Genomic DNA, 19,369 nt, shown 5'->3' with positions numbered 1-19,369 from the left:
AAATAGACAACCATGAATCGCATTATTTTAAACGAAACTTCTTACTTTGGTGCCGGATGCCGGAGTGTGATTGCTGTGGAAGCAGCCAGACGTGGCTTTAAGAAAGCCTTTTTTGTAACGGATAAAGACCTGATTAAGTTTGGGGTAGCTGCCGAAATCATCAAGGTGTTTGATGAGAATCAGATTCCTTACGAACTTTATAGTGATGTAAAAGCTAATCCTACTATTGCAAATGTGCAAAACGGTGTGGCAGCTTACAAAGCTTCCGGAGCCGACTTTATTGTAGCTTTGGGTGGTGGCTCTTCTATTGATACAGCCAAGGGTATCGGTATTGTTGTGAACAACCCGGATTTTGCAGATGTGAAATCTTTGGAAGGTGTGGCTGATACGAAACACAAGGCAGTACCTACTTTCGCATTGCCTACTACTGCCGGAACGGCTGCCGAAGTAACCATCAATTATGTGATTATCGATGAAGACGCACGTAAAAAGATGGTTTGTGTAGACCCGAACGATATTCCTGCGGTGGCTATCGTAGACCCTGAACTGATGTATTCCATGCCGAAAGGTCTGACTGCCGCTACGGGTATGGATGCTTTGACGCATGCTATCGAAAGTTATATTACTCCGGGTGCCTGGGCTATGAGCGATATGTTCGAACTGAAAGCTATCGAAATGATTGCGCAGAACCTGAAAGCGGCTGTGGATAACGGTAAAGATGTAGTTGCCCGCGAAGCAATGTCGCAAGCGCAATATATCGCCGGTATGGGATTCTCTAACGTTGGTTTGGGAATCGTCCATTCGATGGCTCACCCGCTGGGTGCTTTCTATGATACTCCTCACGGTGTGGCAAATGCTTTGCTGTTGCCTTACGTGATGGAATATAACGCTGAGTCTCCCGCTGCTCCGAAGTATATCAATATTGCGAAAGCGATGGGCGTAGATACTACCGGAATGAGTGAGGCAGAAGGTGTAAAGGCGGCTATTGAAGCTGTAAAAGTTCTTTCTCTCAGTATTGGCATTCCTCAGAAACTGCATGAAATCAATGTGAAGGAAGAAGATATTCCGGCATTGGCAGTGGCGGCTTTCAATGATGTTTGTACGGGTGGCAATCCCCGTCCTACTTCGGTAGAAGACATTGAAGCTTTATATCATAAGGCTTTCTAAATCTGACAGTGTAGGTTTGTTTTAAATAGACATCCGGAGATGCTTCATAGTATACTCCGGATGTTTTTTGTTTCTTAGCGTGTGTTTTCTGAAAATAATTCCTATTTTTGTCCGGTTCAATTACATGAAAACACGTTGATATGACCGAGGACAATAGTTTAGGACTTGAATTTAAATATCTGATTGTAAATGACATGGATCGCAAGTTCGGTTTATGGGTCAATACGGTCGGTTATCAATCTATCCCGCCCGACTCTCCTTACCCGTTGAAAGAACATCCTTCCGGTTACTTTTTCAATGCTGAAAAAGGCAGGGTGCTTCGTGAGTACCAGTTGGTCTATATCACCAAAGGACGTGGTTTGTTTTCATCAGATTCAACTTCCGAAAAACAAGTTTGTAAAGGTCGGCTGATGGTATTGTTTCCCGGACAGTGGCATACCTATCGTCCTTTGCGGCAAACCGGTTGGACGGAATATTATATCGGATTTGAAGGGCCTGCGATAGATGCTATCGTGGATAATTCTTTTCTCTCTCAGGAGCAACAGATATTAGAGGTGGGAATCAATGAAGAACTGGTATCCTTGTTTTCCCGTGCTCTTGCAGTGGCCGAAGCGGACAAGATTTCCGCGCAACAATATCTTTCCGGTATTGTGCTCCATATGATTGGCATGATTCTCTCTGTTTCCAAGAATAAGATTTTCGAGATGAGCGATGTTGACCAGAAGATAGAGCAGGCAAAGATTATAATGAACGAAAATGTATCCGGTAATGTAGACCCGGAAGAACTGGCGATGCGGCTCAATATCAGCTATTCATGGTTCCGTCGTGTCTTTAAGGAATATACGGGCTATGCCCCCGCCAAATATTTTCAGGAGTTGAAACTTCGCAAAGCGAAGCAAATGCTGGTGGGTACTTCCCAATCAGTGAAAGAGATTTCTTTCTTTCTCGGTTTTCAGTCTACCGAATATTTCTTCTCTTTCTTTAAGAAGCGTACAGGGCTTACTCCGTTGGAATATCGTTCGTTCGGGCGGGAGGAATAAATCGTGTACTGTCCGATACTTATTGCTCCTATTTTGGGAATATCATAAAAACTGCTACTTTTGTGGCAAGATTAATGTGTGTTACAAATCTTATGTCTTCATATGTGCAAACATAGGCTACTTATATTTCGTCTGTTTATTTTTCTGTCTCTTTCTTGGTTTGTATTCCCTCTCAAATCACAGGAATACAAGTTCAAGGCATTGGGTGTTGAAGATGGATTATCTCAAATAACGGTCAGTGATATTTGTCAGGACGAGAAGTCGCGCATATGGATTGCTACTTTGGACGGCTTGAATTGCTACGACGGCAATCACATCAAAGTTTTCAATCATTTCCATAATGACTCTATCAGTTACGGTAATCTGTATGTCACCCAAATGATAGAAGACGGTCAGGGAAGCCTTTTTCTGTTGACCTCTACCGGACTTTTCCAATTTGATCTTGAAACGGAAAAATATTATTTGCTTCCGGTTTCCTCTCCTTCTACCATAGCGAAAGGAAAACAGGGAGTGTGGATTGCCGAAGAGGGAAAAGTATTCTTATATGATAAGGACACCCGTCATCTGAAACAGATGTATAAAGACCTGAAACTGCCGGATACCGGGCCAACTATGGTGGAGGGCGTGGAAGGAACTTTGTGGATTGCCTTGAAAGACGGTGGAGTAATGCGTGTGGATACTTGTGGCGGAACATTTTTGGATATCCCGGGAATAAAAGTTATGAAACTGATTAAGGGCAATGACCGGAATATTTGGATAGGTTCTCAGGAACATGGCGTTTTCTGTTTTTCTCCACAGGGTGTCATGATACACCACTACGAGTATGACGATAAAAGTATGTACGCAGTTCGGGACGATATGGCAAGAGCTCTGTGCCAGGACTTAGAAGGGAACATATGGATAGGATATAGAAGCGGACTAAGCAAGATAGAAGTAGCTACCGGTAAGATTTTTCATTATCAGTCAGACCCGAACCGGATAGGTTCTATGTCCAACCGTTCTGTAACTTCTCTTTATACGGATAAGCAGGGAACTGTTTGGGTGGGTACTTATTGGGGCGGAGTGAACTTCTTCTCCCCGGAATATCAGCATTTTGTCCATTTTCATGCATCAGGCAAAGGATTGTCTTTTCCGGTTGTAGGCGCTATGGCAGAAGATAAAGCCGGAAATATATGGATATGTACGGAAGGTGGCGGACTGGATTTATATCAACCGGAACAGGAGAAATTCAGGCATTTTAATGCGCATACGGGTTATCATTTCAGTACGGACTATTTAAAAGACATTGTCTTTGATGAGGCTGATAATTGTTTGTGGATTGCCGCCGACTTTACTAATAAGATAAATTGTTTTCATCTCGATACTTATCGGAATGATATATACGCTCTTGAATCGCCCGGAGAAGATAAGGTGGGCGAAGCTCTTTTTGCATTGGCTGGTACTCCCCGGAAATTATATATTGGCACTACCTCGGCAGTGGTCAGCCTGGATAAACAGACATTGAAGCCTGAAATACTAATTCATCAGAAAGAACTGTTTACACATAATTATAATACCTTGCTGCTTGATTCGAACAACAGACTGTGGTTTGCTTCTGATGAGGGTTGTGTTGCCTATATAATTGATGAAAAACGGTTTGAGACATATAAGATAAACCTGAAAAAGAAAGTCAGATCCCAAAAAGAACTTGTCAATGTCATCTATGAAGACAGGGAGGGGGATATTTGGGTAGGAACACATGGAAACGGGCTTTTCTTGTTGGATAAGAAAGACAGTTTGTTTCACTTGCATACACCTGAGAATGTGTTGTCGGGAGAAAATATCAGGGTGTTGGGCGAAACACCTTCCGGCAATTTGCTGATTGGTACCGGTCATGGGTTGTCGATGTTGGAAAAGAAAGAAGGGAAAATAATTAACTTTAATTCCAATACAGGATTCCCGCTGACTCTTGTAAACCGGAAATCCCTGCATGTATCCCGCAATCATAATATTTATATGGGGGGAGCTACGGGAATGGTTTCAATCCGTGAGAGCAGTTTGCACTATCCCCCGAAAATATATGATTTGGAATTGGCGCATCTGTATGTCAACAACAAAGAAATAACGACTGGCGATCCAACCGGTATCCTGAATAAATCCTTTGCATATACCGACCGGATCAAATTGAACTATTCACAGAATGTCTTTTCCATCGGTTTTTCCACAGACAACTTTCTGCATATAGGCGGCGGTGAAGTGGAATACCGGCTGATTGGCTATAATGACGAATGGAGTGAGAACCGTTTGGGAAATGACATAACTTATACGAATATCTCTCCTGATAATTATGTTTTCGAAATCAGGCTGAAGAACTTCCCGGAAGTTATCAGGTCGCTGAAGATAACGATAACTCCGCCTTTCTATGCTACTTGGTGGGCATATACTATTTATGTATGTGTGATTCTGACTATTCTTTTCTTTGTTATAAGAGAATACAGAATACGTTTGTTCTTGAAAACCTCGCTTGATTTCGAACTTCGTGAGAAACAATACATTGAAGAGATGAACCAGTCCAAACTGCGTTTCTTTACTAATATCTCGCATGAAATCCGAACCCCTATCACGCTTATCCTGGGACAGGTCGATTTGCTGTTGAACTCCGGGAAATTGTCTACTTATGCTTATTCGAAACTGCTGAATATACATAAGAATGCAGGTAACCTGAAATCCTTGATAACGGAACTACTCGATTTCAGAAAACAGGAGCAGGGACTTCTGAAACTGAAAATTTCCCAATTCGACTTGTATTCCCTGCTCAAGGAACATTATGTGCTATTTAAGGAATTGGCTGCCAACAGGAATATTTCATTTACTTTGCATGCCGATTGCGAACAATGTTTAGTGTGGGGCGACCGCTTGCAAATACAGAAAGTGGTTAATAACTTGCTGTCGAATGCTTTTAAATATACTTCAGACGGTGGAAGTATCACCCTTGAATTGGCTGACGGAACGGATGAATGTATGTTTTCAGTCTCTGATAATGGTGCAGGCATATCTGAAGAAGACTATGTGAAGATATTTGAACGATTCTATCAGGTCGAGAATATCGGGCAGTACGGCGGAACAGGCATCGGGCTTGCTCTTAGTCAGGGTATCGTAAAAGCCCATCAGGGAGACATTACAGTAGAAAGCCAGTTGGGAAAAGGTTCTAACTTTAAAGTTAGCTTAAAGAAAGGGGATGCTCATTTTGATTCGTCCGTTTCCCGGATTGAACCGGAACAGGATAAGGAATACATTTATTACTCGGAAGATAAAGAAGCGTTGATTAAAGAGGTGCAGTCGGCAAAGAATGAGAATGGAACTACCGACTGCAAGCTGTTAGTCATTGATGATAATGAAGAAATCAGAAATATCCTGATAGATATATTTTCTCCGTTATATACCGTTGAAACGGCAAGTAATGGAGAAGAAGGCTATGAGAAAGTAAAAGTAATGCAACCCGATTTAGTAATCTCGGATATTATGATGCCCGGAATGCCCGGAACGGAGTTGTGTGCCAAAATCAAGAATAATATAGAAACCTGCCATATTCCGGTTGTACTGCTGACTGCGCTTAGCGCTCCCGAACGAGAGCTTGAGGGGCTGCGAATCGGGGCGGACATCTATGTGGTGAAACCATTCAATATGCGCAGGCTGGTTATGCAGTGCAATAACCTGATTAATACCCGCAGGATTTTACAGAACAAATATGCCCGTCAGTTGGATAATAAGGCGGAAAAGATAGCTACGAATGAACTTGACCAAAAGTTTATCGAACAAGCTACCCGGGTAGTGGAAGATAATATGGAGAATCCCGAATTCAGCGTGGAAACTTTCTCACGGGAGATGGGAGTGGGGCGTACCGTTTTATTTCAAAAGATAAAAGGAATTACAGGGAGTACGCCAAATAATTTTATCATGAACCTGCGTCTGAAGAAAGCCGCGTATTTTCTGCTGAATGCTCCGGAGATGAATATCTCGGATATTGCTTACCGGCTGGGATTTGGAAATCCGCAATACTTCAACAAATGCTTTAAGGAACTTTTCAGTATTGCCCCTACGCAGTACCGGAAATCGCAGGATCTCCCTACACAGGACTCTGCAAAGTGAATAAAAATAGTCATCTGAATTTTTAGACCTGATAAAACGAACAATTCGATAGGGTGGATTATGCCCGAATATCATACTTTTGCGGTGTTGGATAATACCAACTTGTACTTGTGCTTTCTTTTATTTGGTGTGTACGCACACACGGATTTTAGCAAACCGGGTATTGTATAAACTTTATCTAATATAATAATATTTGTATAGTATTATGAAGAACATGTGCGTCTATGATAAGTATAAAATAATATCTTATTGAAAGAATCCATACATTTCTTCTGATTAATTAAGTAGAGAGTTAAACCTTGATAATTAACCAATTTAATTTTATTCTAGTTATGAAAAATTTGCTGAATGGGGCAAAAGTGCGGTTATTGCAGTCGTTTCTTTTGATTTCCTTGAGTCTCTTTTTCCTTGCCGGTCCGACTTATGCACAAGGTGGATTTGCAGTGAAAGGAGTGGTTGTGGATAAGACAGGATTTCCTTTACCCGGTGCCAATGTGATGGAGAAAGGAACATCTAATGGAGCTATAACAGACTTGGATGGGAATTTCTCTTTGAATGTTTCAAAGAAAGGAGTTACTCTGACCGTATCGTTCATGGGATACACTGCTAAGGATGTAGTGGTGAAAGATAAAACGATGAATATAACACTCGAAGAGAATTCCAAGTTGCTGGACGAAGTGGTGGTAGTCGGTTACGGTACGATGAAAAAGCGTGATGTGACGGGAGCTATTACCTCTATTTCAAGTGAGGCTATCGAGCAGAAGATGGCAACCAATGTGTTTGAAGCATTGCAGGGTACTACTGCCGGTGTGCAGGTAGTCTCCGGTTCAGGACAACCCGGTGAGTCTTCTTCTATCAAAATCCGTGGTACATCTACTTTCTCTGCCGAAGGAGTCACTCCCCTTTATATCGTGGATGGTGTGCCTTTGGAAAGTATTGACGGTATCAACACCAATGATATTACTTCCATGGAGATTTTGAAAGATGCCGCTTCAGCGGCCATCTACGGTTCGCGTTCTGCAAACGGTGTGATTATTATCACTACCAAGAGCGGACAGGAAGGTAAAGCACGTATTGATATAAAATATAATCACTCATGGGGTACATTATCTCATAAAGTGCCGCAGGCTAATCGCAGAGAACGTCTATTGTACGACCAGTACCGTAAAGAGTATTTTGAAACGTATGGCGGCGGTAATCCGAATGAAAGTATCGATATCCTGGACGACCCTTTGAACTCGTTCTTCAATGTAGATAACGATTATTTGGATATGATTACGACTACTGCACAGAAAGATCAGGTCGATGTCAGCGTAGGTGGTGGTACGAAGAAACTGAAATACTTCATTAATACCGGTTATTATAATGAAAAAGGTATTATCTCAAATACCGGTTTCCAAAGATTGAACACCCGTATCAACTCGGATTATTCACCGACAGACTGGATGAATATGGGTAGCCGTATCTCTCTGACTTATTCAAAGAAAAAAGGATTGAACGAAGGTACATTGTTGAGTGCGGTGTTGACTCGCCGTCCTTATTTCAATACTTACTACCCGGACGGTTCTTTGGTCGGAGTTTTCAACGGACAGAAGAATCCGATTGCGCAGATTAATTATACGACAGACTTTACAGATTCATATAAAGCTAACTTCTTCCAGTTCTTTGAAATCAAGTTTAACAAGTATCTGAAGTTTAGGGCAAATATCAATGCCAACTTCTATCTTGATAAACGTAAGAAACTGGAACCGAGCCTTATCACCGACGAATGGCAGAAACAGAATAAGGGATATTCTTATAATTACCTGAACTGGAACTGGATGAACGAGGACTTTATCACTTACGCCCGCAAAATAAAAGGGCACAACTTTAGTGCGATGGTCGGTGTCAGTGCCCAGCAATGGCGTTATGAAAACGAAACTTTTGTGGGCATAAATTCCTCTACGGACTTTATTTATACCATGAATGCATTTGCTGCAAACCTGGACTTATCGGCTACGGGCTCAACATTGAGTAATCACTCTATGGCTTCCGTCTTTGCTCGTGTGACTTACGATTATTTGGGAAAATACCTGTTCACAGCAAATATGCGTCGTGACGGTTCGTCTCGTTTTGCTAAAGAAAATAAATGGGGTAACTTTCCTTCCGTATCCGTAGGATGGCGTTTTTCCGACGAGAACTTTATGAAATTCTCCAAAAAGTTCCTGGAAGATGGTAAGATTCGTGTAAGTTACGGTATCACAGGTAATGAAGCTATCGGAAACTATGACTATATCTATTCTTATTCTCCCAGTTCTATTTACGATGGAGTTGGTGGCGTGATTCCTACCCGCATCGGTAAGGACAACCTGAAATGGGAAGAGACTAAACAATTCAACCTCGGGTCTGGGTACGAAGATGAAAGCTAAGTATTGAATAATCAAATACTTAGCTTTCCTTTTTGTCTGAATTTTCCCTGCATTTTTCCCACACGTGCAAAAAATATAGTAGTAAGTCATTATTTTCTTTGGCTGAACATAGTAAATACACTACCTTTGAAAAGAAATAAAGTTTATTAAATAAAAAGCAATGGAACAAGGTGTTTGGCAAGAAATAGGGCAGTTATATCAAAAGTTTCAGAAACTTGGTATCAATGAAGCGGTGGACTATGATAAGTACTACCTGTATTCTCTTATCACCCATTCCACAGCCATTGAAGGCTCAACGCTTACGGAGCTTGATACGCAGCTTCTCTTTGATGAAGGGGTAACAGCCAAAGGAAAACCATTAGTCCATCATCTAATGAATGAGGATTTGAAGAAAGCGTATGAACTGACCAAAGAGGAAAGTAAATACAATACAGCGATTACCCCTGCTTTCCTGCAAAAATTAAATTCAACACTGATGCGTACCACAGGCAGTGTGCATAGTGTAATGAGTGGTTCTTTTGATTCTTCCAAAGGAGAATACCGTTTATGTGGTGTTACGGCTGGTATAGGTGGACGTTCTTATATGAACTATCAAAAAGTACCTGCCAAAATAGAAGAACTTTGCAGCATCTTGCAAGAACGACAGAAGGCAGTGGAAACATTTCGGGAACAATACGAATTAAGTTTTAATGCCCACCTTAATTTGGCCACTATCCATCCGTGGGTGGATGGTAACGGCAGAACCGCCCGCTTACTTATGAACTACATCCAGTTTTGCTGCAATCTCTTTCCAACTAAGATTTTCAAGGAAGATAGAGATGCATATATTCTTTCTTTGCGTCAATCGCAAGAGGAAGAAACCAATCAGCCATTTTTGGATTTTATGGCAGGACAGTTAAAAAAATCCCTCTCTTTGGAGATTGAACGGTTCAATGCTTCACAAAAGAGAGGGGTTAGCCTTATGTTCTAAGCAGTTATACCTCTCTCCTTTTTTTACAATTTCCCAGTGACCGCCAAAATCAGGACCGATACGGCGGATGATGCCGTTTTTGGGCAACTCTTTTATATGACGAGTTATCGTTCTTCTGCTTTTACTAAGTAAATCAGCAATTCGAGAAGTGATGATTGTGGAATCTTTATTAATTAGTATGAGGATTTTATCTATGATATCTATCATATTATGTATATTTGTGTCAAATATGACAAACCATGAAAAAGTATTTAGCTATTATCTCAGCATTGTTTATGCTTGCCGCTTGCGATAAATCATCCGACCAGCCTGAACCTGAGTTTAAAACAGTGGGCTTGATTGATGAAATAAAGATATCGGATATCGAAGCTGTTTCTTCGGCGATTACAGAGGTGGCTTTCGTAGCCCGGTTCCACGGATTCAACAATCAAGGCTTTACTTTCGATGCAGACGGTAAAGATACCCGCGTGATGTTGAAAGTTCCTTTTGATGCGAAATGTACAACGTTAGTCCTGCCAGAAAACCCACCACAGGAGCTTTTGAGCAACATAGCATTGGATTTCCCCGAAGGATTCGAAATAAGTAATCCGGAGGCAAAGACCATCGCCTTTGTGGAGATAGCTTGCAATATCTCCGCTCAGAACCGTTTTTCGGACTTTCTTTATATGGTTTCAGATTCAGAAAATGTATGCTATGAACAGACATACATCTATTGCGACCGCTCCGCAACCATCACCGGAACAGGCGAAGATTGGTGGGGAAATCGTACAGTCTACAACCTGAATCTTCAAAAAGGATGGAATCTGGTGATCGAAAAAAAAGAACAACAAAATAACTCCGTAACCAACCTGATGCCTTCGGGCATGAAATGGAAGCAGAGCATGTGGATAGGAGGGAGATAAAACATATCTATATAAGAACTTGCTGTTCGTCGATTTCATCTGATTCTCGAAATGCCGATGAATAAGGTAATAGCGGGTGAAAGCAAGGGGTGAATTCAAGTGAAACCGGATACTATCGGCTTCACCTTGCTTCAAAATATCCCTTGAGCTAAATCCAATATCATTATAGCTAATCCAGATATGCTTATAGCTAATCGAAATATGCTAATAGCAAACTCACTGTCAAGTATTAGTAGATGAACTGTCAGATATTAATAGCCTAGTTGTCAGATGTTAACACCTTGGCTCTCATCTATTAATACTTGAACTGGTACATCTATATATTCAACGGATTGCATCTATATACTCACCGTATTGAATCTATATATTCAGCACGGTGGCTCTATATGTCCAGCAATCAGTATAAATAAATTCAAAAGGTGAAAGCGATAATGGAAAACTTTACCTTGTTTTTCCCTACGTTTTCACCCACTATCTCTTTATTCATCGATGTTTCAGATGTAAGGTGGAACTGATGGAACTTATGAATCAAAAGTTTATGTTATACTAATGAGAATCAGTAGTTGAAAACAAATCTGACATGTGGGCTAAAGAGTGCAGAGTGTGGGCTGAGCATCATTCCCTTTTTGCATTCAGATGTGCTTTCAGCCAAAAGTGTCGATTGAAAGGGGCTTTTTTAAAGATGGCTGAAAGCTGAAGGTCCTTTTTTACTAGTGTGTATCCTTCAAGTATAAAAAACTCATCTTTGCAACTTTGGCAGAATGCCATGTTGGAGAGTGATTCACAAATGTAGCACTTTCTATGGATATTAGGATCTTTTGTGTTGACTGTTTTTGGTTTATATTGTGATTGGAGAAAATAGCCGGTTTTATTCATAAATTTTATCCAAAAGAAGGAAAAAGAATAAAATAAACAAGGGCAAACGTAACGGCCTATCCATAAAAATACTATATTTAGTGCAGCTAGAGAGCACTTTAAGTAATGCTTAAGAGGAAAAACGAAAAGTAGTATATATACTATATATTTTCTATTATTAATTACTTAAACACATTTTTTATGGAAGCCAAAAAGTCAAAAAAGGCTGCGATTGAGAATCAACGTGGTTCTTGGTTGCTGATGGGTGCGGTTGTTGCGCTTGCTTTCATGTTTGTTTCGTTCGAATGGACACAGCATGATGTGAGATTAGCGGCAAATTCGTTAGTTAACGACCCCATCTTTGAAGAGGTACTCGTTCCGATTACGTATCCTGAAGAGAAACTGGAACCGCCTCCTCCACCGGAAATTAAAGTAACTGAAGAGTTTACTATAGTGTCTGATGATGAAGAGGTTACAAGTGCAGTGGCAACTGTATCAGAGGATTTGGGACAAATTAACAAGGTCGTTTGGGTACCGCCTGTTGTGGAAACTGAAAAGGTTGAAGAAGACGTCATTCATGTGACTGCTGAAATCATGCCTGAATTTCCCGGTGGGATGGCTGCTTTGATGAAGTATTTGGGTGCAAATATCAAGTATCCGACTATTTCTCAGGAAATGGGTTCGATGGGAAGAGTTATTGTTCAGTTTGTTGTTGACAAGGACGGGACGATTACGAATCCGGCAGTGGTACGAGGGGTGGATGCCTATTTGGACAAAGAAGCTATCCGTGTGATAAGCTCTATGCCGAAATGGAAGCCCGGAGTGCAGAATGGCAAGAAAGTACGAGTGAAATATACTGTGCCTGTGGTATTCAGACTACAGTAGTAACTTGGAATAGATGAGTAATGAGGGTCGGTTCCGCAAGGAGCCGGCCCTTTTCTAATGAAATCCGTTTTCTTTTATTGCCGGATGCTCATAACATTTCTTTCCCGGTTTGCTTCTGTGAAATAAAAAAACATATCTTTGCGTTACGAATAAAAAACGAATGATGGTTTTATGAATCTTCTACTCTGTATAAAAAGACCTTTTATCTGGCTTTCCCGTTTCCGCTATCGTTGCGGATATGGGGTACATTCCCCTTTTGCTTTCAGTCTGATAACAGATGTGATATATGAAAAGCTCCCTTACTATGCTTATGATTATTTGAAAAAGGAACAGAAAAAGTTGGTAAGGGAACGTGGGTACAGTAAGGGCACACAAAAAGTAAATCGTTTCTTGTTCAGGTTGGTCAACAGGATGCAGCCTGCTGCCATTGTTGAGGTGGGGCGTCCTTCGGTGACTTCCCTCTACCTGCAATCCGCCAAACCTTCCGCTTCTTATCTCTTCTCTTCCGATCTTTCTGAACTTTTCCTTGATGCGGATACGCCTGTCGATTTTCTCTATCTGAATGATTACCGGAATCCGGAATTGCTGGAAGAAGTTTTTAGGATTTGTGCACGGCGGACTACCTTGAAAAGTGTCTTTGTGATACAGGGAATCTGTTACTCGAAAGAGATGAAAGAGCTGTGGAAACGATTGCAAGAGGACGAGCGGGTAGGGATTACTTTTGACTTATACGACCTCGGTTTGCTCTTTTTTGATAAAACAAAAATAAAACAGCATTATATAGTCAACTTCTGATAACCTTTGTATGTTTACCTTATATAGATGATTAAAAAAAGAAGATTATGAAAAAGAGCCTTGTATATACAAAGACCGGTGATAAGGGCACTACCAGCCTGGTGGGCGGCAGCCGTGTACCGAAAACGCATATCCGCCTGGAAGCCTACGGCACAGTGGACGAATTGAATTCTCATTTGGGATGGCTGCATACCTATCTGTTGGATGAGGCAGACCGTGATTTTATTTTGGGGATTCAGCATAAGCTATTTGCCATTGGTTCGCATCTTGCCACCGATCAGGAAAAAACACAACTGAAAGCTGCCAGTGTCATCACTTCGGAAGATGTGGAAAGTATCGAACGGGAGATTGACAAACTGGACGAACAGCTGCCGGAACTTTGTGCTTTTATTATTCCGGGTGGAAGTCGCGGAGCGGCTGTCTGCCATGTATGCCGGACGATTTGCCGGAGAGCCGAAAGACGTATTCTTACTTTATCCGAAACTTGTACAATTTCGCCCGAAGTATTAGCTTTTGTCAACAGATTATCAGATTATTTGTTTGTTTTATCCCGAAAAATTAATTTTGATGAACAAAACAACGAAATATTTTGGGATAATAGTTGGAAATGATAGATTTTATTATACTTTTGCCGAAAAATTAGAAAGCAAGACAAATTTAGTATTCACTTTAAATACTCAAAATTATGTATTGGACATTGGAACTAGCATCAAAACTGGAAGATGCTCCCTGGCCGGCAACCAAGGACGAATTGATTGATTATGCCATGCGTTCGGGTGCTCCTCTTGAAGTTATTGAAAATCTCCAGGAGATGGAAGATGAAGGCGAAATCTATGAGAGTATCGAAGATATTTGGCCGGATTATCCTAGTAAGGAAGATTTTTTCTTTAACGAGGAAGAGTATTGATGTTAACAGAGAACAGAACATATAAAAATACCCGGTAGCTGTGTAAAGGCTATCGGGTATTTTTAATGTTTTACGATGTCTTTAGAATACAGGCATTTGCCAGATAAAGCCTACGGATATGCGGTTGGTACTGTAATTCTCCTGTCCCAGCACTTTGGCGCGGGAAGTGAAGTCGTACGAACGCCCTACGTAGGTGACGAAGAAGTGCAGGTTGGTTTCCATCGGATAAAATTCGACACCTGCGAGATAACCCCAGGAAGTACGGTAGTTTCCTTTTTCGATTCCTTCGGAGGCTTTGGTCACTGAAGCCGTCTCATACATACCTTTCACAAAGGCGTTCCATTTCGGCAGAAAACGATAGTTGCATTTGGCTACTACGGAAAGATAGCCGGTATCAAAAGCGTTGTGTCCGCCCGGACGACCTACGATATTGGTGATGATACCTTTGCGGTCGATATCCTCTTTCGAATACATGAAATCTACAAAAGCGTTCCATTTTCCGAGGTTCAGTTCATTTCCTAAAGCGTAATAATACATATTATGGCTCTTGGCTTCGTTCATGACCGAAGCCGACCAACGGGTCTTGAATACATTGTTGAAATTACCGTTCCAGTTCAGAGTATAAACCAATGGCATTTTGCCGGATTTCAGGTCGGGGATATTTCCTTCCGCGTCTTCCGTGATTCCGTAGGTGCTGTCGAAAGAACCGTTGCGGCTGTTCAGGACTTGCAGGTTGAGCTGCTGGTCGGGAGTGATATTATAGCCTACGTTCAATCCAGTCATAAAGTTACTCATATAATCAATCATGTCGCAGTATTGATAAACATCAATCGGGTTGAGGTCGAACTCGAAGCCACCATAAGCGGCACATTGCTTTCCGGCGAAAAGATTGAACTGGTCGTTCAGCTTGATGCCGATACCTGCGTAGTCGATGGAAGTCGGGAGATTGTCAATCATGCCGTTTGCGTCGTTCGAACGGTTGAGGCGTTGGCGATAGCGGTAAGAGAGCCAGTTGTTGATATTTCCTTTCGCTTCGATACGAAGTTGGTGCATGTTGAAGTCACCTTCCTGGAATCCATCCTGGAAGTGCGCGTCGAAACTGCCTTGTATATTCAGGTAAAGATTGAACTTATCCGTTTTCTTCTTTACGTCTGTCAGTTCTTCAAATAAGGGAGTGTTGGGCGAGAATTTGTCTTTCTTCTCTGTTTTTTGTGCATATACTCCCTGTATGCTGCCCGCCAGGAGCAGCATAAGGACTAATTTTTTCATAAGTCGGTCAGGTTTTTAGTATTCGTTAAAGTATTGCTGAATTTGTTTCCAGTCAGTGGTTTTGGTCAATGCGAGCATTAGCAAAACGCGTGACTTTTGCGGATTCAATTCCTGTGAAGCTACGAACTGGTACTTAGCGTCATCTACTTCTGCGTCAAGTGTAGTCGGTCCGGTAGGTACGCGGGAAGAACGGACAACGAGGATTCCCTTTCTGCGGGCGTCTATCAATGACGGGAAGATGTTCTTGTGGATATTTCCGTTGCCCACTCCTGCGTGGATGATTCCTTTGTAGCCGTTGTTGAGCAGCGGATTCATCATATCGGCTTCAATGTTGGAGTAACTGTATACGATACCGACTTTAGGCAGTGAAGTGAGGTGAGTTACATCGAATACAGACTGGGTCGTATGTTTTTTGAGAGTCACTTGGTTGTAGAATACTTTTCCGTTCAGGACATAACCCAGTGCACCGGAGTTGGGAGCCTGGAAAGTCTGTACGTCGACGGTGTTCATCTTCACTGTACTTTCTGCTCCGAGGATAAGTCCGTTCATGGCAACCAATACGCCTTTGTCTTTGGATTCTTTGGCAGAGGCGGTAACTACGGCATTGTAAAGATTCAGCGGGCCGTCAGCACTTAGTGCGGTGGAAGGACGCATGGCGCCTACCAGTACTACCGGTTTGTCGCTCTTGACGGTCAGGTTCAGGAAGTAAGCTGTTTCTTCCATTGTATCCGTTCCGTGAGTGATGACGATACCGTCGATATCCGGTCGCTTCAACAGTTCATTGATTTTCTTGGCGAGCGTCAGCCATACTTCATCGTTCATATCCTGTGAGCCGATTCTTACAATCTGTTCGCCTGTCACGTTGGCGATGTCCTTAATTTCGGGAACAGCATCGAGCAATGCGCCGATGGCAACCTGCCCTGCCGTGTAACTGGTTCCGGTAGCGGAACTTCCCGTGCCGGCAATGGTTCCTCCGGTGGCAAGAATATGAATATTCGGTTTTGCGGCAAATGCCATTGTTACGGTAAGTAGTAGTGCTGATACTACCAGACCAAATCTCTTGAATTGTTTCATAACTGAATGAAGTTTAGGTTAATAATATATATTAGAATATTTGTATAAAAAGCAGTCCCAATGCAATCGCGACGGCTGTCGATACCAGTCCGGGCATCATGAACGAATGATTCAACACATATCTGCCGATTTTTGTTGTCCCCGTCCGGTCGAAATTGATGGCGGCTACCACGGTGGGGTAGTTCGGGATAAAGAAATATCCGTTTACGGCGGGGAACAGGGCAATCAGCATATAAGGGGAGATACCCAACGCAATACCCAGTGGTACGAGTGCCCGCACAGTGGCTGCCTGGCTATATAACAGGATAGACATCACGAACAGTGCGATTCCGAAAAGCCATGGCATTTGGCGTACGATGCCCTCAATGGAGAAAGTAAGCTGTGCCATATTTCCTTGAAGGAAGGTATCGCCCATCCAGGCAATACCGAAGATAGCGATAACCGCTTGCATCCCGGCCGGGAATACAGAACCTTGCGTTGCTTTGATTCCGTCTGTCTTTGTCACTAATAAGATGATGGCTGCAGCCGATAACATGACAATTTCGATGATGGACGACATGCCCAATGTAACAATTTCACCGTCGATAAGGAAGGACGGGCGCATCCCTTCGAAAGAGCCGAAGAGTACGATAAAGGCAGTTGCCAATATGAAGATGATGACGGAAATCATGGCTGAACGTTTGTTCTTGACATCTTTAATCTCCACTTTCTTATCATTGAAAAGTCCTTCTTTCAGCCGTTTCTGATATTCGGGGTCTTCTATCAGGTCTTTGCCGACCTTCATGGAGAATAAAGCGCCTACCAGTACACCGACGATAGTCGCAGGAATCGTAATTTTAAGAATATCGAAGAGGGTGATATCAAATCCTGCCAACAATCCGAGCAGGGCGACAGTAGCGGCGGAGATAGGACTTGCCGTAATGGCTTGCTGGGAAGCGATGACCGCAATGCCGAGCGGACGTTCCGGGCGGATTTTTGTTTCGGTGGCGACTTCCGCTATCACGGGCAATACGGAATAAGCCACGTGTCCCGTTCCGGCAACGAACGTAAACAGGTAAGTAACCAACGGACTTAACAGTGTGACATGTGACGGATTTTTGCGTAGCAAATGTTCTGCCAGCTTTACCATGTAGTCAAGCCCGCCGGCAGCTTGCATACAAGCGGCTGCCGAGATGACGGCTGCAATCATCAGCATGACGTCGATAGGCGGGGCGGTGGGCTGTAAACCAAAAACGAACGTGAGTATCGCCAATCCAACGCCTCCCATAACGCCAAGACCGATGCCTCCCAGGCGTGCGCCAATAATAATGGCAGTCAGAACAAATGCTAATTGTAATATCATAGGTTATTTCTTATTTTAAGTTTAAACACAAAGATAAGTGTTTTCGTTCTTTGTATTTTCTTTTTCTTGTATTAACAACAAAAAACTTATTGAATAGTTTTTGCATATTTATAAAAACAATAACCTTCTTGGTTGGTTATATAAGTACTAACTAAAATGTTATTGTTATAAAACAACCGATATGGAACAGAATTTATCAAAAAAAACTCGTACAGAGAGCGACTTGATAGGAAGTCGTGAAGTGCCTGAGAGCGCATTGTATGGAGTACAGACACTCCGTGGTATTGAAAACTTTCGCATCAGCAAGTTTCATTTGAATGAGTATCCTTTATTTATTCAGGCATTGGCCATCACGAAAATGGGGGCTGCCGTCGCCAATCGTGAACTGGATTTGCTGACCGAGGAACAGACAGACGCTATCTTGAAAGCTTGTAAGGAAATCCTTGAAGGGAAACATCACGAACAATTTCCTGTCGACATGATTCAGGGCGGAGCCGGAACCACGACGAACATGAACGCCAATGAAGTAATAGCCAACCGTGCGTTGGAATTGTTGGGACATCAGCGTGGCGAATACCAGTATTGTTCTCCCAACGACCATGTGAACCGTTCGCAGTCCACCAATGACGCGTATCCTACCGCTATTCACATAGGTTTATATTATACTCACCTGAAACTGGTGAAACATTTTGTCGAGTTGATAGAATCTTTCCGCAAGAAAGGAAAAGAGTTTGCGCATGTGATTAAGATGGGGCGTACCCAGTTGGAAGACGCTGTGCCGATGACCCTCGGACAGACATTCAACGGATTTGCAAGCATCCTGGAACATGAAGTGAAGAACCTTGACTTTGCCGCACAGGATTTTCTGACGGTCAATATGGGAGCAACTGCTATCGGAACCGGTATCACTGCCGAACCGGGCTATGCCGAAAAGTGTATCGCCGCTTTGCGCAAAATCACCGGACTGGATATAAAACTTGCGGATGACCTGATAGGAGCTACTTCGGATACTTCCTGCATGGTAGGCTATTCGGCTGCCATGAGACGTGTGGCTGTCAAGATGAATAAGATATGTAATGATTTGCGGCTGCTGGCTTCCGGCCCTCGTTGCGGATTGGGAGAGATTAACTTGCCGGCAATGCAGCCGGGGTCTTCTATCATGCCGGGAAAAGTAAATCCGGTGATTCCCGAAGTCATGAACCAGATAGCCTATAAGGTAATAGGAAACGACCTCTGCGTAGCGATGAGCGGCGAAGCCGCCCAAATGGAACTGAATGCAATGGAACCGGTGATGGCGCAATGCTGTTTCGAATCTGCCGACTTGTTCATGAATGGTTTTGATACCTTGCGTACCTTGTGTGTGGACGGTATCACGGCAAATGAAGAAAAATGCCGTCGGGATGTGCATGACAGCATCGGCGTAGTGACAGCCTTGAATCCGGTAATCGGATATAAGAACTCAACGAAGATTGCCAAAGAAGCGTTAGAGACAGGAAAGGGAGTTTATGAACTTGTACTGGAACATAATATCCTTTCCAAAGAAGATTTGGATACCATTCTGAAACCGGAGAATATGATAAAACCGGTGAAGTTGGACATTCATCCGAATAGTTGATTGATGTTATAG

The 19,369-nt window shown here is 42.6% G+C and carries 14 protein-coding genes and 1 pseudogene; 11 read left to right on the top strand and 4 right to left on the bottom strand.

All coding sequences use genetic code 11. From position 1 onward, the window contains the following. The first annotated feature begins 12 nt into the window (after window positions 1-12). The 5 genes and pseudogenes from fucO (at window position 13) to AB5443_RS11935 (ending at window position 9,713) form a co-directional block, all read left to right on the top strand. Window positions 13-1,167 (top strand): lactaldehyde reductase, encoded by a 1,155-nt coding sequence (gene fucO / locus AB5443_RS11955; protein WP_368113582.1) that lies wholly within the window; start codon window positions 13-15, stop codon window positions 1,165-1,167. Between the two features lie 140 nt (window positions 1,168-1,307). Further along, window positions 1,308-2,207 (top strand): AraC family transcriptional regulator, encoded by a 900-nt coding sequence (locus tag AB5443_RS11950; RefSeq protein ID WP_022137215.1) that lies wholly within the window; start codon window positions 1,308-1,310, stop codon window positions 2,205-2,207. 102 nt (window positions 2,208-2,309) lie between these two features. Next, window positions 2,310-6,335 (top strand): two-component regulator propeller domain-containing protein, encoded by a 4,026-nt coding sequence (locus tag AB5443_RS11945; protein WP_368113580.1) that lies wholly within the window; start codon window positions 2,310-2,312, stop codon window positions 6,333-6,335. A gap of 332 nt (window positions 6,336-6,667) precedes the next feature. Continuing rightward, window positions 6,668-8,719: pseudogene (locus AB5443_RS11940) on the top strand (SusC/RagA family TonB-linked outer membrane protein); the annotation flags it as partial. A 184-nt stretch (window positions 8,720-8,903) separates the two neighbouring features. Further along, entirely contained in the window at window positions 8,904-9,713 is an 810-nt protein-coding gene (locus AB5443_RS11935; protein ID WP_277135488.1) for a Fic family protein, read from the top strand. Here the strand turns inward: AB5443_RS11935 and AB5443_RS11930 are convergent. Beyond that, window positions 9,681-9,920 carry an HTH domain-containing protein gene (locus AB5443_RS11930; protein WP_277135487.1) on the bottom strand — a complete coding sequence of 80 codons (240 nt, stop codon included), beginning with the start codon at window positions 9,918-9,920 and terminating at the stop codon, window positions 9,681-9,683. The two genes, AB5443_RS11935 and AB5443_RS11930, sit on opposite strands and share 33 nt — an antisense overlap. 32 nt (window positions 9,921-9,952) lie before the next feature. Between AB5443_RS11930 and AB5443_RS11925 the strand changes: the two genes are divergently transcribed. From AB5443_RS11925 to AB5443_RS11905, 5 genes are all read left to right on the top strand, one after another. Further along, window positions 9,953-10,615, top strand: a complete 663-nt coding sequence (locus tag AB5443_RS11925) for a hypothetical protein (protein WP_277135486.1) — start codon at window positions 9,953-9,955, stop codon at window positions 10,613-10,615. Between the two features lie 1,056 nt (window positions 10,616-11,671). After that, a complete protein-coding gene (locus tag AB5443_RS11920; RefSeq protein ID WP_277135485.1) occupies window positions 11,672-12,355 on the top strand; it encodes an energy transducer TonB in 684 nt (227 codons plus the stop codon). 171 nt (window positions 12,356-12,526) lie between these two features. Further along, window positions 12,527-13,150 carry a hypothetical protein gene (locus tag AB5443_RS11915; protein ID WP_277135484.1) on the top strand — a complete coding sequence of 208 codons (624 nt, stop codon included), beginning with the start codon at window positions 12,527-12,529 and terminating at the stop codon, window positions 13,148-13,150. A gap of 47 nt (window positions 13,151-13,197) precedes the next feature. After that, window positions 13,198-13,761 (top strand): cob(I)yrinic acid a,c-diamide adenosyltransferase, encoded by a 564-nt coding sequence (locus tag AB5443_RS11910; protein WP_044654204.1) that lies wholly within the window; start codon window positions 13,198-13,200, stop codon window positions 13,759-13,761. A gap of 74 nt (window positions 13,762-13,835) precedes the next feature. After that, entirely contained in the window at window positions 13,836-14,057 is a 222-nt protein-coding gene (locus AB5443_RS11905; protein ID WP_002558131.1) for a DUF2795 domain-containing protein, read from the top strand. An 81-nt stretch (window positions 14,058-14,138) separates the two neighbouring features. On the opposite strand, the gene AB5443_RS11900 is transcribed toward AB5443_RS11905, so the two are convergent. The 3 genes from AB5443_RS11900 to AB5443_RS11890 are packed head-to-tail and all read right to left on the bottom strand — an operon-like array spanning window position 14,139 to window position 17,742. Further along, window positions 14,139-15,326, bottom strand: coding sequence for a porin (locus AB5443_RS11900; protein WP_277135483.1), 1,188 nt, complete (start codon window positions 15,324-15,326; stop codon window positions 14,139-14,141). A 15-nt stretch (window positions 15,327-15,341) separates the two neighbouring features. Next, a complete protein-coding gene (gene ansB, locus AB5443_RS11895; protein WP_022139041.1) occupies window positions 15,342-16,400 on the bottom strand; it encodes an L-asparaginase 2 in 1,059 nt (352 codons plus the stop codon). 31 nt (window positions 16,401-16,431) lie between these two features. Continuing rightward, window positions 16,432-17,742 (bottom strand): anaerobic C4-dicarboxylate transporter family protein, encoded by a 1,311-nt coding sequence (locus tag AB5443_RS11890; protein WP_277135482.1) that lies wholly within the window; start codon window positions 17,740-17,742, stop codon window positions 16,432-16,434. Window positions 17,743-17,923: 181 nt separating this feature from the next. On the opposite strand from AB5443_RS11890, the gene AB5443_RS11885 reads away from it, so the two are divergent. Beyond that, window positions 17,924-19,357 carry an aspartate ammonia-lyase gene (locus AB5443_RS11885; RefSeq protein ID WP_044654367.1) on the top strand — a complete coding sequence of 478 codons (1,434 nt, stop codon included), beginning with the start codon at window positions 17,924-17,926 and terminating at the stop codon, window positions 19,355-19,357. The last annotated feature ends 12 nt before the right edge of the window (window positions 19,358-19,369 follow it).

It is taken from the genome of Bacteroides sp. RTP21281st1_H5_RTP21281_210402 (assembly GCF_040918965.1).
GTDB classification, from domain to species: domain Bacteria; phylum Bacteroidota; class Bacteroidia; order Bacteroidales; family Bacteroidaceae; genus Bacteroides; species Bacteroides congonensis.
This window is presented reverse-complemented; position numbering and strand designations above follow the sequence as displayed.